The organism is Albimonas sp. (assembly GCF_055129145.1).
Genome location: NZ_JBSRTQ010000034.1, coordinates 1 through 25,307 on the forward strand (window position 1 = coordinate 1; position 25,307 = coordinate 25,307).

General features: G+C 71.0%; 26 protein-coding genes and 1 riboswitch. Of the genes, 19 read left to right on the forward strand and 7 right to left on the reverse strand.

Annotated features, from left to right (window positions below; translation table 11 throughout):
• Positions 1–343: 343 nt before the first annotated feature.
• Positions 344–444, forward strand: a riboswitch (TPP riboswitch).
• A 124-nt stretch (positions 445–568) separates the two neighbouring features.
• The 3 genes from ACTB72_RS07855 to ACTB72_RS07865 are packed head-to-tail and all read left to right on the forward strand — an operon-like array spanning position 569 to position 3,092.
• Positions 569–1,519 (forward strand): ABC transporter substrate-binding protein, encoded by a 951-nt coding sequence (locus tag ACTB72_RS07855; RefSeq protein WP_463036430.1) that lies wholly within the window; start codon positions 569–571, stop codon positions 1,517–1,519.
• Between the two features lie 8 nt (positions 1,520–1,527).
• A complete protein-coding gene (locus ACTB72_RS07860; protein WP_463036431.1) occupies positions 1,528–2,301 on the forward strand; it encodes an ABC transporter ATP-binding protein in 774 nt (257 codons plus the stop codon).
• Positions 2,298–3,092: an ABC transporter permease gene (locus tag ACTB72_RS07865; protein ID WP_463036432.1), complete on the forward strand. Its 795-nt coding sequence runs from the start codon at positions 2,298–2,300 to the stop codon at positions 3,090–3,092. The genes ACTB72_RS07860 and ACTB72_RS07865 overlap by 4 nt, the downstream gene beginning before the upstream one ends.
• Before the next feature lie 450 nt (positions 3,093–3,542).
• Here the strand turns inward: ACTB72_RS07865 and gloB are convergent, their stop codons facing one another.
• Positions 3,543–4,310 carry a hydroxyacylglutathione hydrolase gene (gene gloB, locus ACTB72_RS07870; RefSeq protein WP_463036433.1) on the reverse strand — a complete coding sequence of 256 codons (768 nt, stop codon included), beginning with the start codon at positions 4,308–4,310 and terminating at the stop codon, positions 3,543–3,545.
• Positions 4,311–4,385: 75 nt separating this feature from the next.
• Between gloB and ACTB72_RS07875 the strand changes: the two genes are divergently transcribed.
• A complete protein-coding gene (locus ACTB72_RS07875; RefSeq protein WP_463036434.1) occupies positions 4,386–5,168 on the forward strand; it encodes a class I SAM-dependent methyltransferase in 783 nt (260 codons plus the stop codon).
• Positions 5,169–5,187: 19 nt separating this feature from the next.
• Here the strand turns inward: ACTB72_RS07875 and ACTB72_RS07880 are convergent, their stop codons facing one another.
• Genes ACTB72_RS07880 through ACTB72_RS07890 form a run of 3 tightly spaced genes read right to left on the reverse strand, consistent with a single transcriptional unit; the run spans position 5,188 to position 7,128 of the window.
• A complete protein-coding gene (locus tag ACTB72_RS07880) occupies positions 5,188–5,787 on the reverse strand; it encodes a DUF2799 domain-containing protein (protein WP_463036435.1) in 600 nt (199 codons plus the stop codon).
• Positions 5,788–5,801: 14 nt separating this feature from the next.
• Positions 5,802–6,311 carry an N-acetyltransferase family protein gene (locus tag ACTB72_RS07885; RefSeq protein WP_463036436.1) on the reverse strand — a complete coding sequence of 170 codons (510 nt, stop codon included), beginning with the start codon at positions 6,309–6,311 and terminating at the stop codon, positions 5,802–5,804.
• A gap of 1 nt (position 6,312) precedes the next feature.
• The gene (locus ACTB72_RS07890) at positions 6,313–7,128 is read right to left on the reverse strand and encodes an alpha/beta hydrolase (protein WP_463036437.1); all 816 of its coding nucleotides are present in this window, start codon (positions 7,126–7,128) and stop codon (positions 6,313–6,315) included.
• Here ACTB72_RS07890 and ACTB72_RS07895 point away from each other — a divergent pair.
• Together ACTB72_RS07895 and ACTB72_RS07900 are read left to right on the forward strand one after the other, a co-directional pair.
• Positions 7,127–8,389, forward strand: a complete 1,263-nt coding sequence (locus tag ACTB72_RS07895; protein WP_463036438.1) for a glycosyltransferase family 4 protein — start codon at positions 7,127–7,129, stop codon at positions 8,387–8,389. The two genes, ACTB72_RS07890 and ACTB72_RS07895, sit on opposite strands and share 2 nt — an antisense overlap.
• Before the next feature lie 123 nt (positions 8,390–8,512).
• A complete protein-coding gene (locus ACTB72_RS07900; RefSeq protein ID WP_463036439.1) occupies positions 8,513–9,352 on the forward strand; it encodes a crotonase/enoyl-CoA hydratase family protein in 840 nt (279 codons plus the stop codon).
• 189 nt (positions 9,353–9,541) lie between these two features.
• Here the strand turns inward: ACTB72_RS07900 and ACTB72_RS07905 are convergent, their stop codons facing one another.
• Together ACTB72_RS07905 and ACTB72_RS07910 are read right to left on the reverse strand one after the other, a co-directional pair.
• Positions 9,542–10,291, reverse strand: a complete 750-nt coding sequence (locus ACTB72_RS07905; RefSeq protein ID WP_463036440.1) for an SDR family oxidoreductase — start codon at positions 10,289–10,291, stop codon at positions 9,542–9,544.
• Between the two features lie 36 nt (positions 10,292–10,327).
• Positions 10,328–12,712, reverse strand: coding sequence for a DNA topoisomerase IV subunit A (locus ACTB72_RS07910; RefSeq protein ID WP_463036441.1), 2,385 nt, complete (start codon positions 12,710–12,712; stop codon positions 10,328–10,330).
• Between the two features lie 174 nt (positions 12,713–12,886).
• Between ACTB72_RS07910 and ACTB72_RS07915 the strand changes: the two genes are divergently transcribed.
• From ACTB72_RS07915 to ACTB72_RS07945, 7 genes are all read left to right on the forward strand, one after another.
• A complete protein-coding gene (locus tag ACTB72_RS07915; protein ID WP_463036442.1) occupies positions 12,887–13,741 on the forward strand; it encodes an SDR family NAD(P)-dependent oxidoreductase in 855 nt (284 codons plus the stop codon).
• 104 nt (positions 13,742–13,845) lie between these two features.
• Entirely contained in the window at positions 13,846–14,049 is a 204-nt protein-coding gene (locus ACTB72_RS07920) for a twin transmembrane helix small protein (RefSeq protein WP_463036443.1), read from the forward strand.
• 32 nt (positions 14,050–14,081) lie between these two features.
• Complete coding sequence (locus ACTB72_RS07925; protein ID WP_463036444.1) at positions 14,082–14,654, forward strand: cob(I)yrinic acid a,c-diamide adenosyltransferase; 573 nt, start codon at positions 14,082–14,084, stop codon at positions 14,652–14,654.
• An 88-nt stretch (positions 14,655–14,742) separates the two neighbouring features.
• Entirely contained in the window at positions 14,743–15,192 is a 450-nt protein-coding gene (gene copM / locus ACTB72_RS07930) for a CopM family metallochaperone (RefSeq protein WP_463036445.1), read from the forward strand.
• A gap of 284 nt (positions 15,193–15,476) precedes the next feature.
• Entirely contained in the window at positions 15,477–16,238 is a 762-nt protein-coding gene (locus ACTB72_RS07935) for an electron transfer flavoprotein subunit beta/FixA family protein (protein ID WP_463036446.1), read from the forward strand.
• Positions 16,238–17,164: an electron transfer flavoprotein subunit alpha/FixB family protein gene (locus ACTB72_RS07940; RefSeq protein WP_463036447.1), complete on the forward strand. Its 927-nt coding sequence runs from the start codon at positions 16,238–16,240 to the stop codon at positions 17,162–17,164. Before ACTB72_RS07935 ends, ACTB72_RS07940 begins: the two co-directional genes overlap by 1 nt.
• A 68-nt stretch (positions 17,165–17,232) precedes the next feature.
• Positions 17,233–17,748: a hypothetical protein gene (locus tag ACTB72_RS07945; RefSeq protein ID WP_463036448.1), complete on the forward strand. Its 516-nt coding sequence runs from the start codon at positions 17,233–17,235 to the stop codon at positions 17,746–17,748.
• Positions 17,749–17,791: 43 nt separating this feature from the next.
• Here the strand turns inward: ACTB72_RS07945 and ACTB72_RS07950 are convergent, their stop codons facing one another.
• Positions 17,792–18,172 (reverse strand): RidA family protein, encoded by a 381-nt coding sequence (locus ACTB72_RS07950; protein ID WP_463036449.1) that lies wholly within the window; start codon positions 18,170–18,172, stop codon positions 17,792–17,794.
• Positions 18,173–18,337: 165 nt separating this feature from the next.
• Here ACTB72_RS07950 and ACTB72_RS07955 point away from each other — a divergent pair, with 165 nt between their 5' ends.
• The 6 genes from ACTB72_RS07955 (at position 18,338) to ACTB72_RS07980 (ending at position 25,214) form a co-directional block, all read left to right on the forward strand.
• Positions 18,338–19,564 carry an MFS transporter gene (locus ACTB72_RS07955; protein WP_463036450.1) on the forward strand — a complete coding sequence of 409 codons (1,227 nt, stop codon included), beginning with the start codon at positions 18,338–18,340 and terminating at the stop codon, positions 19,562–19,564.
• Positions 19,565–19,788: 224 nt separating this feature from the next.
• Positions 19,789–20,805 (forward strand): ABC transporter substrate-binding protein, encoded by a 1,017-nt coding sequence (locus tag ACTB72_RS07960; protein ID WP_463036451.1) that lies wholly within the window; start codon positions 19,789–19,791, stop codon positions 20,803–20,805.
• Positions 20,802–21,650, forward strand: coding sequence for an ABC transporter ATP-binding protein (locus tag ACTB72_RS07965; protein WP_463036452.1), 849 nt, complete (start codon positions 20,802–20,804; stop codon positions 21,648–21,650). Before ACTB72_RS07960 ends, ACTB72_RS07965 begins: the two co-directional genes overlap by 4 nt.
• A gap of 2 nt (positions 21,651–21,652) precedes the next feature.
• Positions 21,653–22,528 (forward strand): ABC transporter permease, encoded by an 876-nt coding sequence (locus ACTB72_RS07970; RefSeq protein ID WP_463036461.1) that lies wholly within the window; start codon positions 21,653–21,655, stop codon positions 22,526–22,528.
• On the forward strand, positions 22,525–23,811 hold the full coding sequence (locus ACTB72_RS07975; RefSeq protein WP_463036453.1) for a cytosine deaminase: 1,287 nt from the start codon (positions 22,525–22,527) through the stop codon (positions 23,809–23,811). Before ACTB72_RS07970 ends, ACTB72_RS07975 begins: the two co-directional genes overlap by 4 nt.
• Positions 23,808–25,214: an FAD-binding oxidoreductase gene (locus ACTB72_RS07980; RefSeq protein ID WP_463036454.1), complete on the forward strand. Its 1,407-nt coding sequence runs from the start codon at positions 23,808–23,810 to the stop codon at positions 25,212–25,214. Before ACTB72_RS07975 ends, ACTB72_RS07980 begins: the two co-directional genes overlap by 4 nt.
• Positions 25,215–25,307 lie beyond the last annotated feature (93 nt).

Consider the following 25,307-nt stretch of genomic DNA (forward strand, 5'->3'; position numbering starts at 1 on the left):
TCTCCGGTCGCGTCAAGGCCGAGCCGCCTGCGGCGGTCGCTTCGCGAGCCTTGACCCGCCCGAAGACTCGCCGGGTCATGGAGCGAGCTCAGGCCAGGCGGCAGGTCTGCGAAGCGCGGCCACGGCCCTCGGTCGTCGCAGGCGCGGCGCCTCCCGCCGTCATGCCGCGCCTTCGCCCCCGGAATTCCGCGAGACCCTCCCCGCCCCGAGACGTCGCCCCCGGCGCCCCCGGTCCCGCGCCGCGCGGGCGCCCCGGCGCGGCCGGGCGCCCGGGTCGTCGCGCGGCTCCCGTCCCCGCCGCCCGCCCGGACGTTGACATCGCGCCCGCCCCGGCGTTACCTCGGCGCATCCGTCGGGGGGCCCAGCCGGGCTGAGAGGTGTTCGCGCCGACCCGTCGAACCTGATCCGGGTCATGCCGGCGAAGGGAACGGATCCGGCGGCGGCCCGCCGCGGGCGCCTTCGCGTCCGCGCGCCGCCCCTCCCTTCCGCTCTCTCCCGCATGTCCCGGCCTCGCCGCCTCGCCGCGTATGGGCCCTCGCCCGCGCGGCCCCGAACGAAGGGTCCCGTCATGCGCCGCCTCGCCTCCGCCACCCTCGCGCTCGCCATCGCCCTCGCCCTCCCCGGCGCGGCCTCCGCCGCCGACCGCATGTCCGTGGTGCTCGACTGGTTCGTGAACCCCGACCACGGCCCGCTGATCATCGCGCAGGAGAAAGGCTGGTTCGCCGTCGAGGGGCTCGAGGTCGAGATCATCGCCCCCGCCGACCCCGCCGACCCGCCCAAGATGGCCGCGGCCGGCCGCGCCGACCTCGCCATCGGCTACCAGCCCCAGCTGCACCTGCAGATCCATGAGGGACTGCCGCTGGTCCGCGTCGGCACGCTCATAGCCACCCCGCTCAACTGCCTGCTGACCCTGCGGGACGGCGGGGCCGAGACCATCGCCGAGCTCAAGGGCAAGCGCATCGGCTATTCGGTGGCGGGCGTGGAGGAGGCGCTGCTGTCGGCGATGCTCGCCGAAGCCGGGCTGACCCTCGACGATGTCGAGCTGATCAACGTCAACTGGTCGCTCTCCCCCGCCCTGATGGCCGGCCAGGTCGACGCGGTGATCGGCGCCTTCCGCAATTTCGAGCTCAACCAGATGGAGATCGAGGGTCGCCCCGGCCGCTGCTTCTTCCTCGAGGAGCACGGGCTGCCCCCCTATGACGAGCTGATCTACCTCGCCAATCCCGACACCATGGACCGCGCGAGAATCGCCCGCTTCCTGCGCGCGACCGAGCGGGCCACCCAGTTCATCGTCAACCACCCGCGCGAGTCCTGGGAGATCTTCGCCGCCTCCGCCCCCGAACTGAACGACGAGCTGAACGAAAAGGCCTGGTTCGACACCTATCCCCGCTTCGCCCTGCGCCCCGCCGCGGCGTCGATGGGGCGCTACGCGGATTTCGAGGCGTGGCTGGTCGCCGCCGGCCTGATCGACGCGGCGCTGCCGGCCTCGAAGCTGGTCGTCGACGTGACGGCGGAGTGAGCCCCGCCATGCGTCGTGCGCAAGGCCCCGGCGGCCTCCCCGATCCCGCCCCGGCGCCCTCGCCGGGCCTGCGCCTGACCGGCACGCTGCGGTTCGGGGCGCAGGTGCTGTTCCGCGACCTCGACCTGCGCGTCGCCGCCGGGGAATGGACCTGCCTGCTCGGCAGCTCCGGCGTCGGCAAATCCACCATCCTGCGGCTCTTCGCGGGCCTCGCCGAGGGGGTGAGCTTCGACGGCGAGGCGGCGGCCGATGACGGGCTCCCTCTCTCCGGCCGCATCGCGTGGATGGCGCAGTCGGACCTGCTGGCCCCGTGGCTCGATCTGCAGGGCAATCTCGCCATGGGCGCCCGCCTGCGCGGGCAGGAGCCCGACCGGGCGCGGGCGACGGAATTGCTGGAGCGGGTCGGCCTCGGCCCCCATGCCCACAAGACCCCGCACATGCTGTCGGGCGGCATGCGCCAGCGCGCGGCGCTCGCCCGCGCGCTGATCGAGGATCGGCCCGTCGCCCTGCTGGACGAGCCTTTCGCGGCCCTCGATCTGCGCACCCGCGCCGCCATGCAGGCGCTGGCCTTCGCCGAGCTCGCCGGCCGCACGGTCCTGCACGTGACCCACGACGCGCACGAGGCCGCCCGCCTCGGCCATCGCATCCTGGTGCTGACCCGCGACGGGCTGATCGAGGCGCCGGTCCCGCCCTCGCCCCCCGTCCGCGATCCCGCCGGCGCGGACACGCTGGAGACGCAGGCTTTTCTCACCCGCCTGCTGCTCGACGAGGAGACCGGGTGAACCCCGACCCCACCTCCTCCCCCCGGGGCGAGCGGCTGCGCGACCGCCTCCGCGACCGCGCCCTGATCGCCGCGATCCTGATCGGGGCCTGGGCGCTGATCGCCTGGGGGTCGGGGGCGCCCGCCTTCATCCTGCCCTCGCCCTGGCGGGTGGCGCAGGCTTTCGCGGCCAACGCCTCGCTGATCGGCGACCACGCGCTGATCACGCTGGCCGAGGTGCTGGCGGGCCTCGCGCTCGGCGCAGGCTTCGGGGCGGCGACGGCGGTGTGGCTGAGCCTGTCGGAGCCCGCGCGCCGGCTGGTGATGCCGGCGCTGGTGTTTTCGCAGGCCGTGCCGATCTTCGCGCTGGCCCCGGTGCTGACCCTGTGGCTGGGCTACGGGATCTGGCCGAAGATCCTGGTGACGGTGCTGATCATCTACTTCCCCGTCGCCTCCGCCTTTCTCGACGGACTGCGCCGGGCGGATCCGGCGCTGATCGAGCTCGCGCGGGTCATGGGCGGCGGCCGCTGGCGGATCCTGTGGCGGGTGCGCGCGCCGCTGGGGCTGCCCGACCTCGCCTCGGGCCTCAGGCTCGCGGCGGTCTACGCGCCGATCGGGGCGGTGATCGGGGAATGGGTCGGCGCCTCCAAGGGGCTCGGCTACCTGATGCTGCTCGCCAACGGCCGGGCCAAGACCGACCTGATGTTCGCGGCCCTGGTGGCGCTGGCGCTGGGCGCGGTGGCCCTTCATGCGGCGCTCGGCATGCTCGCCGCACGGATGGAGCGGTGGAGCCGCACCGGGCGCTGGCGCTGAGGCGTCGACGGGCCCGGGTTTCGCCGGCGACGATTGCTTTTTCAGCCGCGCGCTGGAGGCGCCGTAGGCCGGGAGGCATTTTCAGGACGGCGATTTCGAAATCGCCCCGTCCGGGGGGCGCGCGCCAGGCGCAGGCGCGCAGCATCTCGCTGGCGCTGGTCCCACGGCTTCCCCCATGACGGGCCGGTCGCCGAGGGCGTGGCCTCGGAACGGCTTGATCCGTCGAAGCGGCGCTTGACGAAGTTGCGCTGGCGACAGACCCGGGGACTGACGCCTAAGGCGTTCTTGCGGATCGTCCCGGGGCGGGATGTTCGCCCAAGCGTCGCGGACCGCCGCGCCGTCGCGGAGCGGGTTGGCGTCGTCGGCGCAGTCCGCAGGCAGGGGCGCCCCGGGGTCCGGGTGGGATACGAACTCGCTTCCCCCGGGGCGCCTGCCCGCCGCGCGCCACGCTCAGAAATCGTCCTTGCGCTTGCGGACCTCGGCGAAGACCGCCGCGTCGTCGGCGCCGGCCATCCCGACCGAGGCCTTCACCTCCGGCGAACCGGCGCGCAGGAAGGGGTTGGTCGCGAATTCCTCGGCGAGCGTCACCGGCACGATGGGCGACCCGGCCTTGTCGGCGGCGGCGATCCGCTCGATCCGGGCCTTGAGCGCCGCGCTCTCCGGCTCGATCGACAGCGCGAAGCGGCCGTTGGCGGCGCCGTAGTTGTGGCCCGAATAGATCAGCGTGTCCGGCGCGAGCGCCATCAGCTTCTTCAGGCTCTCCCACATCTGCAGGAAGGTGCCCTCGAACACCCGCCCGCAGCCCAGCGCCATCAGGCTGTCGGCGGTGAAGGCTTTCTGGGCGCCCTCGAAAGCGTAGGCGATGTGACCGATGGTGTGGCCGGAGACGTCGACGACCCGCGCGGCCTCCGCCCCGACGGACACCATGTCGCCCTCCGCCACTATCACGTCGAGCGCGGGCAGGCGGGCGGCGTCGGCGCCGTGGCCGACGGTCTTCGCGCCATAGGCCTCGACCAGTTCGGCCACGCCCTGGATGTGGTCGGCATGGTGGTGGGTGATCAGGATCAGGTCGAGCTTCCCCCCGGCCTTGTCGATGGCGGCGCGCAGGGGGGCGGCCTCGGGCGCATCGACCACGGCCCAGACATCTTCGCTCGTCTCATGGAGCAGATAGCCGTAGTTATCGTCGAGGCAGGGGATCACGGTGACTTCGAGCGGCATGGGGGCTCTCTCCACGTCTTGCATTTCCGGCGGTTGCGCGCAGCATACAGATCGACGCCCGGAGGATAAGGCCCCATGCACCTCGACGTGATCGACCTGCGACGGTTCTACTACCGCACGCCTCTCGGCCGCGCCGCGCAGCGCAGCCTGCAGGAGGCGATCCGCAAGCTCTGGCCCGACGTCTCGGGCGAGACGGTGGTGGGATTCGGGTTCGCGGCCCCCCTGCTGCGCCCCTTCCTGAAGGAGGCGGCCCATGTGGTCTGTCTGATGCCCGGACCGCAGGGCGTGTGCCGTTGGCCGCCCGAAGGCCCCAACATGGCGGTGCTGTCGGAGGAGACCCACTGGCCGCTGCGCGCCGGCGCCGCCGACCGGATCATCGTGGCCCATGCGCTGGAGAACTCGGAACGCCCCTCGGCCCTGCTGGAGGAAATGCGCCGCGTGCTCGCGCCCGAAGGCCGGGCCATCGTCATCACGCCGAACCGCACCGGCATGTGGGCGCGCTCGGACGCCACGCCCTTCGGCTACGGGCGGCCCTATTCGACGAGCCAGCTGGAGGCGGCGCTGAAGACCCATGACCTCGCGCCCGATCACGCCGCCGCGGCGCTTTACGGGCCGCCCAGCCACCGGCGCTACTGGCTGCGCACCCATCGGCTGTGGGAGGCGGCGGGGCGCAGGCTCGATGCGCAGCGGCTCGGCGGCGCGGTGCTGGTGGAGGCGACGCGAAGGGTCTACGCGCTGCCGCGGTCGGGCCTGAAGGAGAAGAGCCTGTCGCCGCTGGAGGTGCTGGAGGGGCTCGCCAAGCCCGCCCGTCCGCGCCCTGCGGGGGGCCGCGCGCCGCGCCGCGAGGCGGAGGACTGAAGCGCCGCCGCGCCCCGCGTCAGAAGCCGATGCCGAGGCCCCAGCCCAGCCCCGACCAGCCGCCCGAGCCGTAGCCGATCGAGAGATAGGGCCGGATCCGGGGCGCATAGCGGTCGTCGGAGGATGCGGCGCGGCTGTCGTCCGAGGCCGGCTCCTGCGCGGGCAGGGACCGCCCCTGGGCCATCCCCGCCTCGAACTCGGCGGCGAGCGGCGCGGGGCAGCTCAGCGCGGGCAAGCGCCGGGCGCGGCCCAACTCGACGCCCTTGTCATAGGTGCAGAAGCGCACGACGCCCTCGTCATGGCCGGCGAGGTAGTCGTCCTCCGCCGCCACCCGCGCGGCGCCGGTCAGCGTCGGGCAGGCGGCGATGCGCGCCAGCCCTTCGTCCGACGTGGCGCCGGCCATCGCGTCGGCCACGCCGGCGACGTTCCAGTCGGCCCCGCCGCAGGCGCCCCCGTCGCTCCACCCGCCGCGCGCCATGCGGTCCTCGTCCGAGGCGCAGGCGGCGAGCAGGGGGGCTGCGAGGCACAGCGCGATGAAGGGGCGGCGCCCGCGGCGACCGTTCAGGCTGGGGGACAGGCGGGGCGCGTCGGGGCGCAGGGCGCGAATCGATTGGCTCATGGGGGAAGTGTCGCTCAATCGGATGGCGGAATCTCGGCGGCAAGGTCGCGGATGAACTCGACCGAGGCCGGCGGCCCGGCCCAGCGCCGATAGAGCGCCAGCGCCGGGGCGTTCGCGGCCAGCGCGCCGATGGTCAGCTTGCGCACCCCGCGCGCCCGCATCCGCGCTTCCGCCTCCTCCAGCAGCGCCGTCGCCAGGCCCCGCCGCCGGGCGGAGGGCGCCACGTAAAGATCGGAGACATGGCCGCGGATCCGCGTCGCCTCCGGCACATAGGCGCCCTCGTCCTCCAACCCCGCGATCAGCAGGCCGACGGGCGTGCCGGCTTCGTCCTCGGCCAGCAGGATGAAGCCCGTGCGCGCGGCCCAGTCGGTCAGCCAGGAGACATGCTCGGCGCAGTCCGCGCCAGGGCGGCGGTCCGGCTCCGTCTCCCGCTCGTGGTCCTGGAGCGCGGCGAACAGCAGGAAGACCGTCGGCCCGTCCTCGGGCCCCGCGTCGCGCAGGACGACTCCTTGAGGTGCGGTCATCTCAGCCCGCCGCGATGGCGGCGAGCACCTCGTCGAGCGTCGCTTCGATGATCCCCAGCTCCCGCGGCTCGGAGAATCGGTGGTCGGCGCCGTCGACCAAAGTCAGCCGCAGATCGGGGCTCGTCGCATGGCCGAGCAGGCGCAAGGCCCAGTCCACCGGCACGTCCGCATCCGCCGTGCCCTGAAGCAGGCGCACCGGGAAGGGCAGGGGCAGGGGCGCGCGCAGCACCAGGTTCTTGCGGCCGTCCTCGACCAGAAGCCGCGTGATCACATAGGGTTCGTAGGAATATTCGGAAGGCAGGGCGACCCGCCCCGTCGCCATCATCTCCGCGCGCTGCGCCTCCGAAAACCCGGCCCAGAACCCGTCCTCGGTGAAATCGGGGGCGGCGGCGATGCCGATCAGCCCCGCCACCCGGTCCGGCCGCGCCCGGGCGGCGAGCAACGAGATCCAGCCGCCCATGGACGAGCCGACCAGCACCTGCGGCCCCTCGGTCAGCGCGTCGAGCGCATCGAGCGCGTCGCGCGCCCAGGCCCCGATCCGCCCGTCCGTCTCGAAATCCCCCGACGAGGCCCCGTGCGCGGTATAGTCGAAGCGCAGGAAATCGAGGCCCCGCGCGGCGCAGAGCCCCTCCAGAAACTTGGCCTTGGTCCCGGTCATGTCGGACCGGAAGCCGCCGAGAAACACCACGCCGGGCCGCGCGCGCGCCGCCGCGGTTGCGCCGGCGCCCCGGCTGCGGCGATAAGCGATGCGGCGACCGTCATCGGTCGCCAGAAACTCGGGCGCGTCGGCGCCGTCGCCTTGGGGGATTGGGGTCATGGTTAGCGCACGCTCCGCAGCCTCGGGTCTTGCGGGCGACCCTACCGCGCCCGGCGCGCAGGTCCAGCCCGCTCCGGTCGCGCCGGGGGCGGGGCCGGGCGGCCATGCGGGATTCGGCGGCGGACGTCCGGTGGTCCTGCAGCTGACCCCCGCCCTCGAATCAGGCGGGGTCGAGCGCGGCACCATCGAAATCGCCCAGGCCCTGACCCGCGAAGGCGCGACCCCCCTGGTCGCGTCGCGCGGCGGTCGGATGGAGCGGGCGCTGGAGCGCGCCGGCGGCCGGCTCCTGCGGCTCGAGATCGGGTCGAAATCCCCGCTTGCCATCCGCCGCAACGCCACAGCGCTGGAACGGATCCTGAAGGACGAGCGGGTGGACATCGTCCACGCCCGTTCCCGCGCGCCCGCCTGGGCCGGCTGGCTCGCCGCGCGGCGCGCGGGCGTGCCCTTCGTCACCACCTGGCACGGCGATTATCGGGAGAACTTCCCGGGCAAGCGCTTCTGGAACGGCATCATGGCGCGCGGCCATCCCACCATCGCGGTGTCGGAATTCATCGCCGGGAAGATCCGCGCCCGCCACCCCGAGGCCGAGGTGGTGGTGATCCCGCGGGGCGCCGACCTCGCTCAGTTCGATCCGCACGAGATCCAGGCCGGGCGCTCGGTCGAGCTCGCCGAACGCTGGGGGTTGGCCGACGATCCCCGCCCGGTGGCGATGCTGCCCGGCCGGCTCACCCGCTGGAAGGGCCAGACCCATTTCATCGATGCCGCGGCCAGGCTGCGCGACCTGCGCGGGGCCGAGGATTTCGTGTTCCTCATGGTCGGCGACGATCCCGAAAGCAGCTACGGACGGGAATTGGCCGAGCGGATCCGCGCCCAGGGCCTGACCGGCTGCTGCGCGCTGGCGGGGCATTGCGACGACATGGCGGCGGCGCTGAAGCTCGCCTCGGTCGTGGTCTCCGCCTCGATGGAGCCCGAAGCCTTCGGCCGCGTGGCGGTGGAGGCGCAGGCCATGGGCCGCCCGGTGATCGCCACCGATCATGGCGGCGCGCGGGAGACGGTGGACGAAGGCCGCACCGGCTGGCGCTATCCCCCCGGCGACGCCGATGCGCTGGCCGCGGCGGTGAACCGGGCGCTGTCTCTCGACCCGTCGCAGCTGGAGCATATGTCGATGGCCGGCCGCGCCCGGGTGTTGCAGCGCTTCTCGACCGACGCGATGCAGCGCGCCACCCTGCAGGTCTACGCCGACGTGCTCGCCCGGCGCTGAGCGGCTTCCGCCGCGCCGGTTCCGCAGGGCGGTTCGCACGGGCTTGCCCGCCGCCGTCCGCGCGTCCATTCTGCGCCCCGACGCGCCCGCCGCCAGACGCGGCCGCCACAGGAGGAGACCCCGATGTCCACCCAGACCGCCGCCGCCGCCGACGCGACCGAAGCCCCGATCGTCATGATCTCCGACCTCGTCGACGGGGTCTGCGAGGTCTCGCTCAACCGCCCCGACCGGCTCAACGCCATCACGCCCGAGCTGATGCGCGCCATCGCCGACGCGCATGAGGTTCTGGCCGGCATGGCGGGCCTGCGCGCCGTGGTGCTGAAGGGCGAGGGGCGGGCGTTCTGCTCGGGCCTCGACAAGTCGGGGTTCCAGCGGATGAAGACCGAAGGGCGCGGCTCGCTCGGCATGGACATCATGGATCGCACCCATGGCCCGGCCAATGTGGCGCAGAACTGCTGCTGGGGCTGGCGGGAACTCGGCGTTCCGGTGATCGGCGCGCTGCACGGTTTTGCATTGGGCGGCGGGTTCCAGATCGCGCTCGGGCCGGATATCCGGATCGCGGCGCCGGGGACGAAATTCTCGGTGATGGAGCTGAAATGGGGGCTGGTGCCCGACATGGGCGGCATGGCGGTGATGCGCACGCTGGCCCGCGGCGACGTGATCCGCAAGCTGACCTACACCGCCGAGATCTTCGAGACCGACAAGGCGCTGGAATACGGCTTCGTCACCGAGATCGCCGACGACCCTCTCGCCCGCGCCCGCGAACTGGCCCGCGAGATCGCCTCCAAAAGCCCGACCGCGATGCGCGCGGCCAAGGAACTGCTCAACCTTTCGGATGAAGAGCCTGGCGCCCTGCCGGCCCTGCTGGCCGAGAGCCGGCTGCAGAAGGACCTGATCGGCAAGCCCCACAACATCGAGGCCGTGAACGCCGGCGTCGAAGGCCGGCCCGCCGTTTACAAGTAAGGTTCCGCCGGGGGCGGCGTCGGCGCGCCGCCCCCGGCGCAGGGTGGCGGTCTGGCGGGCCGGAGGCGACGACGACTGCCGGCCCCCCGGCCACGTCCGCCAACGCGCCCGAGACATAGCTCGCCTCGTCCGACATCCGCCGCACGATGCCCCGCCCAGCCTCCTGCCGCGCCCGCGCCCCCGCTTGCGTCAACGGCCGCCGGCGACGTCCAGCAGGGCGCCGGTGGCGTAGGAGGACGCGTCCGACAGCAGCCAGCACACCGCTTCCGCGATCTCCTGCGGCTCGCCCACCCGGCGCAGCGGGATCATCGGCGCGCTGTCCGCCAACCGGTCGAGATTGCCGTGGGAGGTCTTGTGGATCTCCGTCGCCACGATGCCCGGCCGCACCGCGTTGACCCGCACGCCGAGCGGCGCGAGTTCCTGCGCGAGGCCGATGGTCAGCGTGTCGATGGCCCCCTTGGAGGCGGCGTAGTCCACGAAGGTGTTGGCCGAGCCCAGCCGGGCGGCGGCGGACGAGATGTTCACGATCCCGCCCCCCTGGCCGCCGCGCGACACCGGCATCCGCCGCGCGCCCTCGCGCGCCACCAGGATGGCGCCGGTGACGTTGAGCTCGATCAGCCGGGCGATCCGCTCCGGCTCCATGTCGGCGAGCGGCATGGCGGGGCCGACGATCCCGGCGTTGTTGACCAGCCCGTCGACGGGGCCGAGCCCGGCCTCCGCCGCATCCCAAAGGGCCGCGATCTCGGCCGCCTTCGACATGTCGCCCCGGATCGCCTGGGCGCGGACGCCCGCCGCCTCCAGCACCGCGACGGTGGCGGATGCGGCGGCCTCGTCCGAGGCGTAGTTGACGGTCACGTTCCAGCCGCGCGCAGCGCAGGCGACGGCGGTGGCGGCGCCGATGCCGCGGGACCCGCCGGTGATCAGGATATGCCGAGACATCGCGCGCCTTTCAGGTGAGGGCCAGGGACCCCCACCCTAGTTGAACTTGTTGTCCTGCGGGAAGCCGCGCGGCGCCATCCGTCCGGCGCTGGCCCGGTCGCCGGAATATTCGGCCAGCTCCTCGCCCAGCACGGTGCGGGTGCGTCCGCCGCGGTCGAGCCATTGCAGGCCGCGGGCGCGGTCGAACACCCGCGCGTCCGACAGCCCGCCATCCTTGTATTTCTGCAGCCGCACGCCCTTGCCGCGGGTCATCTCGGGGAGCTGCTCCAGCGGGAACACCAGCACCTTGCGGTTCTCGCCGACCACCGCCACCGCGTCGCCCTCGATGGGCGCGCAGACCACGGCCTTGCCCGGCGCCTTCACGTTCAGCGCCTGCTTGCCGGACCGGGTCTGGGCGATGGCCTCCGCCTCGTTCAGCAGGAAGCCGTCGCCGATGGACGAGGCCAGCAGCCGCTTCGCCCCGGGTTTGTGGGGGAAGAGCGCCACCACGTCGTCCTCGTTGGGCAGGTCGATCATCAGCCGCACCGGCTCGCCCATGCCGCGCCCGCCGGGCAGCTTGTCGGCGCCCAGCGTGAAGAACCGGCCGGAGGACGAGAACAGCAGGATCCTGTCCGTCGTCTCCGCGTGGAAGGCGAAGCGGGGGCCGTCGCCGTCCTTGAACTTCTGTTCGGCATCGAGCGCCACATGCCCTTTCAGCGCCCGGATCCAGCCCATCACCGAGCAGACCACGGTGATCGGCTCCCGCTCGATCATCGCTTCGGGCGGCATCTCCTGCACCGTGGGGGCGGCGGTCATCGCGGTGCGGCGCGCGCCCAGCGGGTAGGGGTCGTTCGCGGCCTTCAGCGGGTCGATCTGTTCGGGCGTCAGCGCGCCGACGAAGCCGCGGGGCGCGCCGAAGGTGGCGCGCACTTCGCGCAGTTCGTCCGAGATCCGGTCCCATTGCGCGCCCTCGTCCTGCAGCAGGGCCGAGAGGCGGACATGCTCTTCGGCGAGCGCGTCGCGCTCGTTGCGGATCTCCATCTCCTCCAGCCGGCGCAGCGAGCGCAGGCGCATGTTCAGCACCGCCTCGGCCTGCACGTCCGAGAGGTAGACGCCCGCGCCCTCGCCGAAGCCGAATTCGCCCATGGCGGGGGTCAGCGTGCCGTATTTCCCCCAATCCTCCGCCATCAGGCTGGCCTTGGGGTCGTCGTCGTTGCGGATGATCTCGATCACCCGGTCGAGGTTGAGGAAGGCGATGATGTAGCCGCCCAGCACCTCCAGCCGCCGCTCGATCTTCTCCAGCCGGAAGGCGGAGCGGCGCTGAAGCACCTCGCGCCGGTGGTCGAGGAAGGCGCGCAGCACCTCGCGCAGCCCGCACACCTTGGGGATCTTCCCGTCGATCAGCACGTTCATGTTGAGCGGGAAGCGGGTTTCGAGGTCGGTCTGGCGGAAGAGGGTCTCCATCAGCACCGCGGGTTCCACATTGCGCGAGCGGGGCTCGAGCACGATGCGCACGTCCTCGGCGCTCTCGTCGCGCACATCGGCGAGGATCGGAATGCGGCGGGCGTTGATCAGCTCGGCGATCTTCTCGATCAGCCGTGATTTGGGGACCTGGTAGGGGATCTCGTCGACCACGATGCGCCAGGTGCCGCGGCCGGTATCCTCGATGAACCAACGCGCGCGCAGGCGGAAGGAGCCGCGCCCGGTCTCGTAGGATTCGAGGATGGAGGACGCGGGCTCGATCATCACCCCGCCGGTCGGAAAATCCGGCCCCGGCATTTTCTCGAGCAGCGTTGCGGTGCGCGCATCGGGGTGTTTGATGAGGTGCAGCGCGGCCGAGGCCACTTCGCCTGCGTTATGCGGCGGGATCGAGGTCGCCATGCCCACCGCGATCCCCGCCGCGCCGTTGGCGAGCAGGTTGGGGAAGGCGCCCGGCAGGACGATGGGCTCTTCTTCCTCGCCATCGTAAGTGGCGCGCATGTCGACGGCGTCTTCGTCCAGCCCCTCCATCATCGCGGCGGCGACGGCGGTGAGCTTGGATTCGGTGTAGCGCATGGCCGCGGCGTTATCGCCGTCGATATTGCCGAAATTGCCCTGGCCGTTGATCAGCGGATAGCGGACCGCGAACCCCTGGGCGAGCCGGACCAGCGCGTCATAGACCGACTGGTCGCCATGCGGATGGTATTTGCCGATCACGTCGCCGACCACGCGGGCCGACTTCTTGAACCCCTGGTTGGGGTCGAGCCGCAAGAGCCGCATCGCCCACATCAGCCGCCGATGCACGGGCTTCAGCCCGTCGCGCGCGTCGGGCAGGGCGCGGTGCATGATCGTCGACAGCGCGTATTGCAAATAGCGGTCGCCCAGCGCGCGTCGCAGCGGCTCGGCGGTGATCGCGCCCCCGGAGGGGAGGTCGGGCAGGTCGTCGTCGGGGATATCGGCCATGTTCTCCGTTTAGCCTCGCCATCCGGTCCCGTCCAGCAGCCCGGTGTCGCGAATTGGCGGCGCGCCGGGCGGCAGGGCATCGCGCCGCATGGGGGCGGCCTCGCCGCGACCGCGGACCGTGATACGTTCCCTCGCAGGAAGGTTTTGAACTTCAATCATTCAGGATGACTCGCGTTGCGACGGAAAACCATTCTCATCACCGGCTGCGCCAGCGGCATCGGGCTCGATGCGGCGCGCAGCCTGCACCGCGCCGGCTGGCGGGTGTTCGCCACCTGCCGCCGCCAGGCCGATTGCGACCGGCTGGAGGCGGAGGGGCTGGAGAGCTTCCCCCTCGATTACGCCGACGAGGCGAGCGTGGCGCAGGCCGCGGCGGAGACCCTGCGCCGGGCCGGCGGGTCGCTGGACGCGCTCTTCAACAACGGCGCCTACGCCATCCCCGCGCCGCTGGAGGATGTGACCCGCGGCGCGATGCGCGAGATCTTCGAGGCCAATTTCCTCGGCTGGCATGACCTGACCCGCCGCCTGCTGCCGGCGCTGCGCGCGTCGGGGGCGGGGCGGGTGGTCAACTGCTCCTCGGTGCTGGGGCTGGTGTCGCTGCGCTATCGCGGCCCCTACAACGCCACCAAATTCGCGCTGGAGGGGCTGACCGACTGCCTGCGCCGCGAATGCGCCGCCCCCGAGGCGCCGGGCCCGCGGGTGCATGTGATCCTGATCGAGCCCGGCCCGATCAAGACCGCGTTCCGGCGCAACGCCCGGGCGCGGATGGAGGCGATGGTCGACCGCTCCGGCTCCGCCTGGGGGCGGGCCTGGGCCGAGAAGATCCTGCCGCGGCTGGAAGCGCCCGAGACCGAGACGCTCGACCGGTTCGAACTGCGGCCCGAGGCGGTGACCCGCCGCCTCCATCACGCGCTGACCGCCCGCCGCCCGCGGCCGCGCTATTTCGTGACCACGCCGACCTGGATCGCGGCGGCGGCGGTGCGGCTGCTGCCGACGCGCGGCGTGGACCTGCTGTTCGGCGGGGATCACTGACGCTGCGGCGCCGGGGCGCCCCCACGAAAGCCGCGCGCCGACAGGACGCGGTGGCGCGACGCGGGGAATGCGCTATCTAGAGGCGTCAGGAAAGGATCCGTTCCATGTCCCATACATTGCTGATCGTCGCGCTCATCGCCTGTTTCGGCGTGCTGGGCGTCCTGCTGTTCGGCGTGGGCGCCTTCGCCCGCGGCGGCGACTTCAACCGAAAATACGCCAACAAGATCATGCGGCTGCGCATCATCGCCCAGGCCGCCGCCGTGGTGGTGATCCTGCTCGCGGTCTGGGCCTCGCGCTCGGGCCACTGATCGACGCCGCATCCAAGGGGGGAGGGTCCGACATGGTCGTGCTCAATCGCATCTACACGCGCACCGGAGACAAGGGGACCACCGCGCTCGGCGACGGGACCCGCGTGCCCAAGCAGGCCCTCAGGGTCGAGGCCTACGGCACCGTGGACGAGACCAACGCCACCGTCGGCCTCGCGCGCCTGCATGCGGAGGGGGCGCTGGATGAGGCTCTGGCCCGCATCCAGAACGACCTTTTCGACCTCGGCGCCGACCTCTGCCGTCCGGCGCCCGAGAAGGATGGGGAGGCGAAATACGCCGTTCTGCGCATGACCGCCGCCCAGGTGGACCGGCTGGAGGCGGAGATCGACGCGATGAACGCCGATCTCGCGCCCTTGCGCAGCTTCGTGCTGCCCGGGGGCTCGGCGCTCGCGGCCCATCTGCACCTGTGCCGGACCGTGAGCCGCCGGGCCGAGCGTCTGACCGTGGCGCTGGCCGAGGTCGAGGCGATCAACCCGCCGTCCGCCACCTATCTCAACCGGCTGTCGGACTGGTTCTTCGTGGCGTCGCGCGTCGCCAACGGCAATGGCGCGCGCGACGTGCTGTGGGTTCCCGGCGCCAACCGCTGAGCGTCGGCTCTCGACAGCGTGTGTTGCCTTCCTGCGGGGGGAATGTCGGCAACGTCTCCGTCTCGAATTCTCGGGATGGAGACGTGACATGAACATGCGCGCGATCGGATCGGCCCTCGCCCTGGCCTCGCTGCTGGACGCCGCCGGGGTTTTCGCTCAGACCACGACCCCGATGACGACCCGGGGCGCCGCAGACGCCGCAGGCGCGGGAATGACTTCCGGGCACGGCACGGGCGACCACGCGACGGGCGGCCACATGACCAGCGGCCATGGCATGGGCGGGCGCGACGCGGTCTCGATGATGTCGGAGGTCAACGCCCGGATGCATGACGAGATGAACCTGGCGCCGTCGGGCGATGTCGACGTGGACTTCGCCCGGTCGATGATCCCCCATCACCAGGGCGCGGTGGATATGGCGCGCATCGTGCTCGCCCACGGGGCCGACCCCGAGATCCGGGCGTTCGCCGAGGAGGTGATCGCGGCGCAGGAGGCCGAGATCGCCTTCCTGCGCGCCTGGCTGGCGAAGCGCGGCGACTGACGGCCGGGACGCGGGCGGGACGGTCACGGAATTGCGCGCCCTCTCCTGGCCGCGACCGATTCTTGCTTGCGAGGCCAGGCTCTGCGACCGCGTGTCCGGCGCCTGCATACCGTTCCGTATGTTAGCGAAACCCCCGGATTGAAAGGGCCTGCGCGTCCCGCGCGGCCCGCCCCGGCTGGTTTCCCGCCGCTTTGCCCCTACCATAAGGGTCAAGGTCGGTGTAGCCAGACGACGACCGCCGCGCGGCCGAGGCCTCGCGGAGCAATCAGGAGGAGAAACGCGCAATGAAGGTGCTCGTGCCCGTCAAGCGCGTGATCGACTACAACGTGAAGGTCCGCGTGAAGGCGGACGGAAGCGGCGTCGATCTCGCGAACGTCAAGATGTCGATGAACCCCTTCGACGAAATCGCCGTCGAAGAGGCGATCCGCCTGCGCGAAAAAGGCGTGGTCGAAGAGATCGTCGTCGTCTCCATCGGCGTGAAGCAGTCGCAGGAAACCCTGCGGACCGCGCTCGCCATGGGCGCCGACCGCGCGATCCTGATCGAGGCGTCCGACGATGTGCACACGGATATCGAGCCGCTGGCCGTCGCCAAGCTGCTCAAGGCCGTGATCGACGAGGAGCAGCCCGGGCTGGTCATCCTCGGCAAGCAGGCCATCGACAACGACATGAACGCCACCGGCCAGATGCTGGCGGCGCTGATGGGCTGGGGCCAGGCCACCAACGCGGCCGAGCTGACCATCGAGGGCGACAGCGCCACCGTCACCCGTGAGGTCGACGGCGGCATGCAGACGCTCAAGCTGAAGATGCCGGCGATCGTCACCGCCGACCTTCGCCTGAACGAGCCGCGCTACGCCTCGCTGCCCAACATCATGAAGGCGAAGAAGAAGCCGCTCGACGCGAAGACCGCCGCCGATTACGGGGTCGACGTCGCGCCGCGCCTGACGGTGGTCTCCACCGCCGAGCCCAAGGGCCGTTCCGCCGGGGTCAAGGTCGCCGATGTCGACGAGCTGATCTCCAAGCTGAAGAACGAAGCGGGGGTTCTGTAATGGCTGTTCTGCTGATCGCCGAAATCGCCTCGGGCGAGCTGGTCGTCGACGCGACCGCCAAGGCGCTCTCCGCCGCCAAGAAGCTGGGCGACGTCACCGTGCTCTGCGCCTCCGAAGGTTGCGCGGGGGCCGCCGAGGCCGCCGCCAAGCTCGACGGCGTGACCAAGGTGCTGTGCGCCGACGATGCGGCGCTGGGGCACAACCTGGCCGAGCCGATCGCCGCGCTGATCGTTTCCATCGCCGGGGATTACGAGCACTTCGTGGCCCCCGCCACCATGGCCGGCAAGAACCTGATGCCGCGCGTCGCGGCGCTGCTGGACGTGATGGTCATCTCCGACATCTCCGCCGTGGGCGGGTCCGACACGTTCGAGCGTCCGGTCTATGCCGGCAACGCCATCCAGACCGTGAAGACCTCCGACGCGAAGAAGGTTCTGACGGTGCGCACCGCCAACTTCGAAGCGGCGGGCGAAGGCGGTTCGGCCTCGGTGGAGACCATCTCCGCCGCCGAGAACCCGGGCCTGTCCGAGTGGGTCGAGGACAAGATCGCCGCGTCCGACCGGCCTGACCTGACCTCGGCCAAGCGGATCGTCTCCGGCGGGCGCGCGCTCGCCTCGAAGGAGAACTTCGCGCTGATCGAGAAGGTGGCCGACAAGCTCGGCGCCGCCGTCGGCGCCTCGCGCGCCGCGGTGGACTCGGGCTACGCCCCCAACGACTGGCAGGTCGGTCAGACCGGCAAGGTCGTGGCGCCGGAACTCTACATCGCCGTCGGCATCTCGGGCGCGATCCAGCATCTCGCCGGGATGAAGGACTCGAAGGTCATCGTCGCGATCAACAAGGACGAAGAGGCGCCGATCTTCCAGGTCGCCGATTACGGCCTGGTCGCGGACCTGTTCGACGTGCTGCCGGAGCTTGAATCCAAGCTCTGAGCCGCGTCTCGGCCTGAAAAGACCGGAGCCGCCCGTCGGGGCGGCTCCTTTTCGTTGGAGAACGCCTCATGCGCCGTCTGATCCTCGCGCTGCTGCTGCCCGCGGCGCCCCTGCACGCGGCCTGTCCGGATCAGGTCCTTGTGTCCTGCGAGGTGGACGGGGGCCGGCATCTGGAAGTCTGCATCGAGACGGGCGACCCGGCGGGCGAGGACATGGGCGGGGGCGCCTTCACCTACGCCTTCGGCCCGGCCGACGCGCCCGAGCTGAGCCTGCGCGCGCCGTTCTCCGCCGGAACCGCGCGGCCCTGGAACGGGGTCGGGCGGGCGATCTGGGGCTCGGTCGCCTTCCGCAACGGGGATTACAGCTACGAGGTCTGGCAGAGCCTCGACCGCATGGAGCCGGACGCGCCGCTGGAGGGCGGGGTGAACGTGTGGCGGGGCGAGGCGCTGAAGGCGTCTCTCGTCTGCCGCCCGGGTCCCGCCACGGTCATCGCCCCGCTTTTCGCCATCGAGGACGCGATGGCCGCGGCCGGCTATTGCTGGGACCGGGACCGCGAGACCTGGGGCCGGGAGGCCTGCGGCTGAGCCCGCCCCGGGCAGGGGCGGGCGGGCGCCGAACCCCGAGAGGTCAGCCCTTGAAGCAGGTCAGCTCGATCTCGATCTTCATCGCGGGCGCGATCAGGCCGGCCTCGATCATCGTCGCGGCCGGCGGGGCGTCGCCGAAGGCCTCGCGCAGGGCGGGGAAGCAGGTTTCGAAATCCGCCGCGTTCGGCAGGATGTAGTGCACCCGCACCGCGTCCGCGAAGCTCGACCCGGCCTGGGCCAGCGCCGCCTCGATCTTGGTGAGCGTGTTGCGGCACTGGGTCAGCACGTCGTCGGGCATCTCGCCGGTCGCCGGATCGGCGCCGGTGGTGCCGGCCACATGCACCCAGCCGCCCGCGACCGCGACCCGGCAATAGGCCGCCTTCTCTTCCCACGGGCCGCCGGAAAAATGCCTCTCGATGGTCATGCGCGCGTGTTCCCTCGCTATGTTGCGGCGCGACGATGCCCTGCCGCGCCGGCGGAGGGAAGCCCCCGGGATGCGGCGGGAAACCGTTTGCCTGCCTTATTAGATCATGCCATCAAGACCCGTCCCGGTTCCGCTTCGTAACCGGCCGCGGAGGAGTTGCGGACCATGGCGATGCGGCCGGAGATGCGGGCGGTGCTGCCCATCCTGATCGGCTCGGCGATGATGCTGTCGCTGACCATGGGCCTGCGCCAGAGCCTCGGGCTGTTCATCCCGGCGATGACCGCGGACATCGGCATCACCGTGACCCAGTTCACCATCGCGATCTCCGTGCAGAACCTCGCCTGGGGGGTGTTCCAGCCGCTGGTCGGCGGGCTCGCCACCCGCACCGGCTTCCGGCCGGTGATGGTCGCGGGCGCGCTGGTCTATGCCGGCGGCATGGGCGTGCTGGGCATGGCGCATGGCATGTGGTCGGTGCTGCTGGGCGCAGGGCTGATGGTGGGCTTCGGCATGGCCTGCGCCTCCACCGCCATGGCGATGGCGGTCACCGCGCGGTCGGTGCCGGCTTCGGTCCGCTCGATCTCGCTCGGCGCGGTGTCGGCGGCGGGGTCGCTGGGCGCGCTGATCGCGGCGCCGCTCGGCCAGGCGGTGATGCAGGCATGGGACTGGCGGGCGAGCCTGGGCGTGTTCTTCCTGATGGCGCTGCTGATCGCGCCGGCGGCCTGGTCGGCCGGCCGGGTCGACCGCCTGCCGCCCCCGCCGCGCATGGCCGACAGCGCCGACGGGCTCAGCGCGCGCGGCGCGCTCGGCATGGCGCTGGGCAACCTGAATTTCCTGGTGATGAGCTCGGCCTATTTCGTCTGCGGCATGCAGCTGATCTTTCTGACCACGCATCTGCCCTCCTACCTCGCGCTCTGCGGGGCCGACCCGATGCTCGCCGCCACCGCGCTGGGGGTGATCGGGGGCATGAACGTCGCGGGGTCGCTGTTCTTCGGCTGGGCGGGGGGGCGGTGGTCCAAGCAGGCGCTGCTCGGCTGCATCTATCTCTGCCGCTCGCTGGTGCTCGCCTGGTTCTTCACCCGGCTGCCGACGCCCGAGGTCACGGTGATCTTCGCCGCGATGATGGGGTTCCTGTGGCTGGGCGTCGGCCCGTTGATCGCGGGGTCGGTGGCCGAGACCTTCGGTCTGCGCTGGCAGGCGATGCTGCAGGGCATGACCTTCTGCTGGCACCAGATGGGCAGTTTTCTGGGCGCCATCGGCGGCGGGCTGGTGTTCGACCATTTCGGCGATTACGACCTCGCGGTGAAGATCGGCGTGTCGCTGGGGCTGGTGGCCGGCGTGGTTCAGATCGCCGTCGCGCTGGGGCGGCCGCCGCGCGACGCTCTTCCGGCCTGACTCCTGCCCCCGGGACGGGGGAATCGCGAAACAGTCCCGCCCGTTCCGACCCCATTCACGCGAATGAGAGGCGCTGGTTTTCGCGCCAGACCGCCCCTCCGAGGGGGCTGCGGCGCCTGCGAACCGGGCGCCCGAGGCAAATATTCCGCAGCCGCGAAATGTCCTCTGGCGCCTCCGCCCAAGCCTCGCCACACTCCGGGCGCCGAACAAAGAGGGAGATGGCCATGACCTCCACCACACTTCGCGCGGCGCTTGTCGCCTGCGTCTCCGCCGCGGCGCTCGCCGCTCCCGCCCATGCGCTCGAAAAGGTGAAGTTCGGGACCAACTGGGTCGCCGAGGCCGAGCATGGCGGCTATTATCAGGCCGTCGCCGACGGCACCTACGAGGCCTGCGGGCTCGAGGTCGAGATCGTCCCCGGCGGGCCGCAGGTGAACAACCGCGCGCTGATGCTGGCCGGCAAGATCGACTTCTCCATGGGCGGCAACATGCTCCAGGCCTTCTCCGCGGTGAAGGAGGGCATTCCGCTCAAGGTCGTCGCGGCCCATTTCCAGAAAGAGCCGCAGGTCATCCTGACCCATCCCGGCGCCGCCAAGTCGTTTGAGGATCTCAAGAATCTCAAGACGCTGTTCCTCGGCGACAACGGCTACCAGTCGTTCTACCAGTGGATGATCACCGCCTACGGATTCAAGGCCGAGCAGCGCAAACCCTACACCTTCAACCCCGCGCCCTTCATCGCCGACAAGGCCTCGGGGCAGCAGGGCTACGTCACCTCCGAGCCGTTCGCGGTGGAGAACGAGGGCGGCTTCAAGCCCGACGTCTACGTGCTGGCCGACCAGGGCTTCTCGACCTACGCCACCACGGTGGAGACGATGCAGGCCACCATCGACGCCAAGCCCGAAGCGGTGAAGTGCTTTGTCGAAGGCTCCTCGATCGGCTGGGCCAACTACCTCTACGGCGATCCCTCGGCCGGCAATGCGCTGATCCAGAAGCACAACACCGACATGTCGGATGAGCAGATCGCCTTCTCCATCCAGGCGATGAAGGAGTACGGCATCGTCGATTCGGGCGAGTCCGAAACCCTGGGCATCGGCGCCATGACCGACGCGCGCATGCAGGACTTCTACGACAAGATGGTCGCGGCCGGGGTGGTCGAGCCGGGGCTGGACCTCGGCATGGTCTACACCACCGAATTCTCCAATACCGGGGCGGCGCTGGAGACGAAGAAGAAGCTGGTCGAGTGACCGATCCGGTTTCGACTGCGGGGGCGGCGGCGGGGCAACCCGCCGCGCCCCTCTCGGATGCCGCGGCCGCACGCGCCGCCCGTCCCTCCGTCCTCTCGATCCGCAATGTCACCAAGGTGTTCGGCGGCGACGTGATCGCGCTGCGCGGCATGTCGCTGGACGTGCGCCAGGGCGACTTCATGTCCCTGCTCGGCCCGTCGGGCTGCGGCAAGTCCACGGCCCTGCGCCTGATCGCCGGCCTGATGCACCCCACCGCCGGCAAGATCGAATGGCAGGGGCAGGGGGCCGGCCCCGACGACGGCGGCCTCGGCGTGGTGTTCCAGGAACCCACCCTGATGCCCTGGGCGACGGTGGAGCAGAACGTCTGGCTGCCGCTGCGCCTCAAGGGCCGCAAGTTCGCGGCGTGCAAGGCCGACATCGACGACGCGCTCGCCACCGTGGGCCTGTCCGGCTTCGGCGGCGCCTATCCGCGCGAGCTGTCGGGCGGCATGAAGATGCGCGTCTCCATCGCGCGGGCGATGGTCACCAAGCCCCGCCTGATCCTGATGGACGAGCCCTTCGCCGCGCTTGACGAGATCACCCGCTTCAAGCTCAACAACGACCTGCTGGCGATGCGGGCCAAGCTGAACTGCACGGTGATCTTCGTGACTCATTCGGTGTTCGAGAGCGTGTTTCTTTCGGACCGCATCGTGGTGATGGCCGCCCGTCCGGGCCGGGTCATCGCCGAGCTGAACGTCGACGAGCCCTATCCCCGCACCGAGGATTTCCGGACCTCGGCCGACTACGCCGCCCGGTGCCGCGCGACATCCGACGCCCTGGGCCTGGCCATGGAGGGCGCGCATTGAGCGTGAAGGACACCGACCCGACCCTGATCGACACCGACGAACTCGCCCGTCAGCGCGCCCGGCGGATCGAGAAGATCGCCCGCTGGGCGCTGCCGGCGCTGATGCTGGGCGGCGCCGTCGCCTTCTGGCAATGGCGGGTCGAGGCCGCGCAGATCCCCCATTACATCCTCCCCAGCCCGGTCCGGGTCTGGGGCGCGCTGGTCGAGAACACCTCCACGCTCTTCGACAGCTGGGTGATCACCGTGCAGACCACGCTGCTGGCGCTGGTCGCCGCCGTCATCGGCGGCGCGGGGCTGGCGATGATCTTCGCCCAGTCGCGCTGGGCGGAGATGAGCTTCTATCCCTTCGCCGTCATCCTGCAGGTGACCCCCGTGGTCGCCGTGGCGCCGCTGATCCTGATCTATGTCTCCGACATCGACCTCGGCTTCGCGGTGGTCCCGGAGAAGGTGGTGGGGATGCTGATCGTGTCGTGGATCGTGGCCTTCTTCCCGATCCTGTCGAATTCGACGCTGGGGCTTCGGTCCGCCGACCATAATCTGCGCGACCTCTTCTCCATCTACGGCGCGTCGCGCTGGCAGCGGCTGCGTCATCTGCAGATCCCGGCGGCGCTGCCCTATTTCCTGGGCGGCCTGCGCATCGCCGGCGGGCTCAGCCTGATCGGCGCGGTGGTGGCCGAGTTCGTGGCCGGCACCGGGGGCATGGGCTCGGGCCTCGCCTTCCGCATCCTCGAGGCGAACTACCGCCTGAAAACCGACCTGGCCTTCGCCGCCCTGATCCTGATCGCGCTGACCGGCGTGCTGATCTTCGCCGTGCTGTCCTTCCTCAGCCACATGCTTCTGCGCAAGTGGCATGAGAGCGCCATCAAACGAGAGGTTTGACCTTGGACTTCCTCGACCTGCCCGAGGCCGGACGCCTGCGGCTGATGAACCTGCGCGCCCCGGGCCCGCTGCTGGGGCGCCCCGGCGCGCTGGTGTCGACCGACCTGACCATCGAGGGCGGAAAAATCGTCGAAAACGACGCCCGCGCCGATGAGGTCGAAGTCGACATGGGCGGGCGCATCGTGTTCCCCTGCTTCGTCGACGCCCATACCCATATCGACAAGGGCCATATCTGGGGCCGCGCGCCCAATCCCGACGGCACCTTCATGGGAGCGCTCAACACGGTCGGCGACGACCGCCGCGCCCGCTGGACGGCCGAGGACGTGCGCCGGCGGGCCGACTTCTCGCTGCGTTCCGCCTGGGCGCATGGCACCAAGGCGCTGCGCACCCATCTCGACAGCGCGCCGCCGCAGGACGACATCTCCTGGGCGGTGTTCCGCGAACTGCGGGAGGACTGGGCCGGCTGCATCGAGTTGCAGGCGGTCTGCCTCGTCGGCGTCGATTTCGTCGACGACACCGCGGAATGGAAGGCGCTGGCCGAGGTGGTGAAGGGCGCGGGCGGCGTGCTGGGCACGGTGACCTATCCGGTGGCCGACCTGGACCGGCGGCTGGACATCTTCTTCGAGACCGCCGGGACGCTCGGCCTCGACGCCGATTTCCATGTGGACGAGACCATGGACCCCAACTCCGCCACGCTGCGCGCCATCGCGCGGGCCATCGGGCGGACCGGGTTCGCGGGGCGGGTGAATTGCGGGCACTGCTGTTCGCTGTCCACCCAGGAGGAGTCGGCGGCGCTGGAGACGCTGGACCTTTGCGCCGGCGCGGGCCTCTCCATCACCTCGCTGCCCATGTGCAACATGTATCTTCAGGACCGTCGCCACGGCCGCACGCCGCGGGGCCGCGGCGTGACCCTGGTGCATGAGGCGCGTGCGCGGGGCATCCCGGTGATCTTCGCGTCCGACAACACCCGCGACCCGTTCTACGCCTATGGCGATCTGGACATGATCGAGGTGATGCGCGAAGCCACCCGCATCTGCCACCTGGATCACTCGCGTGAGGACTGGATCGACGCCTTCCTCGCCGCCCCCGCCGCCGCCTGCGGGTTCGAGACGCCGTCGCTCGACCCCGGGGCGCCGGCCGATCTGGTGATCTGCCGCGCCCGGTCCTGGACCGAGCTTTTCTCCCGCCCCCAATCCGACCGCATCGTGCTGCGCGCCGGGCGCGCCATCGACCGCACGCTGCCCGACTACGCCGAACTCGACGACCTGATGGAGCCCGCATGACCCCCAACGTCGCCGCCGCCAAGGCCGCCCTCGCCCATCTGGATCTGGACGACAAGCCCGCCTCCGTCAAAGCCAAGAGCCGGGATTTCTTCTGGTATTCGCCGGTGCTCAAAGCCCGGCTCGACCATCTGGTCGCGGATTTCGTGGTCGCGCCCCGGTCCGAGGCCGAGGTGATCGAGATCCTCAAGGTCTGCTACGAGCACGACGTGCCGGTCACCACCCGCGGCTCGGGCACCGGCAATTACGGCCAGGCCATGCCGCTCGCGGGCGGCTGCGTCCTGCACATGCGCCACATGAACAAGGTGAAGGAGGTCCATCAGGGCCGCGTTATCGTGGAGCCGGGCTGCATCCTGCGCGATCTGGACGCGGAGACCATCCGCCAGTCGGGGCAGGAGATCCGCATGTTCTCCTCGACCTACGCCACGGCCACCGTCGGCGGCTTCGTCGCCGGCGGCTCCGGCGGGGTGGGGTCGGTGCATTGGGGCCAGCTGCGCGACCTCGGCAACATCCTGCGCCTGCGCGTGGTGACGATGGAGGCCGAGCCTCGCGTGCTGGAATTCACCGGGGAGGAGCTGCACCGCGTCTCCCACGCTTACGGCACCAACGGCATCATCACCGAGATCGAACTGCCGCTCGCCCCCGCCTACGCTTGGACCGACGTGCTGGTCGGCTTCGACGACTTCATGGACGCCGCCCGCTGGGCCGAGGATCTGGGCAACCAGGACGGCATCCTCACCAAGCTGATCACGCCCGTAGAAGCGCCGATGCCGCATGACTATTTCCTGCGCATCCAGTCCCGCATCCGCCGCGACCAGCATGTGGTCATCGTCATGGTCGCGCCGCACGCCATGGACGCCTTCCTGACCTTCACCGCCCGCAACAAGGGGGCGGAGATCATCTATCGTTCCGACACCGTGACGGCGGAGGAGAAGAAGGCGTTCGGCGTCGCCTACGAATACGGCTGGAACCACACCACGCTGCGCGGTCTGCGCGTCGATCCGACCATCACCTATCTCCAGGTCCGCTACGCCCAGCCCGGCGCGCTGGAGCTGGTCGCCGCCATCCGCAAGACCTTCGGCGAGGAGGTGCCCCAGCATCTCGAGGCGATCCGCCAGGGCGGGGCGCTCGCCTTCGCCGGCCTGCCCGTGGTGCGCTTCACCACCGAGGAACGGCTCGATGAGATCGTGCGCATCCATGAGGATCTGGGCTGTCAGGTGTTCAACCCGCACCGCTACACGCTGGAGGAGGGCGGCCGTCAGTCCGCCGACGCCCGCCAGCTGGCCTTCAAGCGCGAGGCCGACCCCAAGGGCCTGCTCAACCCGGGGAAAATGATCACCTGGGACGAGCCCGACTTCAATTACGCCGAAGTCTATCGCTATGCGGGGATGAAACCGGCGGTCTGACCCCCGCCGCCTTCTCCCGGCGGGGCGGGAGAAGGGGAAGCCGACCTCCCCGCCGCCCACCGGCGCCGCGAGCCTCGCGCGGCCCCGGCACGA

Bases quoted from the DNA above. Each gene is read 5' to 3' on its own strand.
- ACTB72_RS07855 (WP_463036430.1), top strand. From the start codon at position 569: ATGCGCCGCCTCGCCTCCGCCACCCTCGCGCTCGCCATCGCCCTCGCC.
- ACTB72_RS07860 (WP_463036431.1), top strand. From the start codon at position 1,528: ATGCGTCGTGCGCAAGGCCCCGGCGGCCTCCCCGATCCCGCCCCGGCG.
- gloB (WP_463036433.1), bottom strand. From the start codon at position 4,310: ATGCCGCTCGAAGTCACCGTGATCCCCTGCCTCGACGATAACTACGGC.
- ACTB72_RS07875 (WP_463036434.1), top strand. From the start codon at position 4,386: ATGCACCTCGACGTGATCGACCTGCGACGGTTCTACTACCGCACGCCT.
- ACTB72_RS07880 (WP_463036435.1), bottom strand. From the start codon at position 5,787: ATGAGCCAATCGATTCGCGCCCTGCGCCCCGACGCGCCCCGCCTGTCC.
- ACTB72_RS07885 (WP_463036436.1), bottom strand. From the start codon at position 6,311: ATGACCGCACCTCAAGGAGTCGTCCTGCGCGACGCGGGGCCCGAGGAC.
- ACTB72_RS07895 (WP_463036438.1), top strand. From the start codon at position 7,127: ATGGTTAGCGCACGCTCCGCAGCCTCGGGTCTTGCGGGCGACCCTACC.
- ACTB72_RS07890 (WP_463036437.1), bottom strand. From the start codon at position 7,128: ATGACCCCAATCCCCCAAGGCGACGGCGCCGACGCGCCCGAGTTTCTG.
- ACTB72_RS07900 (WP_463036439.1), top strand. From the start codon at position 8,513: ATGTCCACCCAGACCGCCGCCGCCGCCGACGCGACCGAAGCCCCGATC.
- ACTB72_RS07905 (WP_463036440.1), bottom strand. From the start codon at position 10,291: ATGTCTCGGCATATCCTGATCACCGGCGGGTCCCGCGGCATCGGCGCC.
- ACTB72_RS07910 (WP_463036441.1), bottom strand. From the start codon at position 12,712: ATGGCCGATATCCCCGACGACGACCTGCCCGACCTCCCCTCCGGGGGC.
- ACTB72_RS07920 (WP_463036443.1), top strand. From the start codon at position 13,846: ATGTCCCATACATTGCTGATCGTCGCGCTCATCGCCTGTTTCGGCGTG.
- ACTB72_RS07925 (WP_463036444.1), top strand. From the start codon at position 14,082: ATGGTCGTGCTCAATCGCATCTACACGCGCACCGGAGACAAGGGGACC.
- copM (WP_463036445.1), top strand. From the start codon at position 14,743: ATGAACATGCGCGCGATCGGATCGGCCCTCGCCCTGGCCTCGCTGCTG.
- ACTB72_RS07935 (WP_463036446.1), top strand. From the start codon at position 15,477: ATGAAGGTGCTCGTGCCCGTCAAGCGCGTGATCGACTACAACGTGAAG.
- ACTB72_RS07940 (WP_463036447.1), top strand. From the start codon at position 16,238: ATGGCTGTTCTGCTGATCGCCGAAATCGCCTCGGGCGAGCTGGTCGTC.
- ACTB72_RS07945 (WP_463036448.1), top strand. From the start codon at position 17,233: ATGCGCCGTCTGATCCTCGCGCTGCTGCTGCCCGCGGCGCCCCTGCAC.
- ACTB72_RS07950 (WP_463036449.1), bottom strand. From the start codon at position 18,172: ATGACCATCGAGAGGCATTTTTCCGGCGGCCCGTGGGAAGAGAAGGCG.
- ACTB72_RS07955 (WP_463036450.1), top strand. From the start codon at position 18,338: ATGGCGATGCGGCCGGAGATGCGGGCGGTGCTGCCCATCCTGATCGGC.
- ACTB72_RS07960 (WP_463036451.1), top strand. From the start codon at position 19,789: ATGACCTCCACCACACTTCGCGCGGCGCTTGTCGCCTGCGTCTCCGCC.
- ACTB72_RS07980 (WP_463036454.1), top strand. From the start codon at position 23,808: ATGACCCCCAACGTCGCCGCCGCCAAGGCCGCCCTCGCCCATCTGGAT.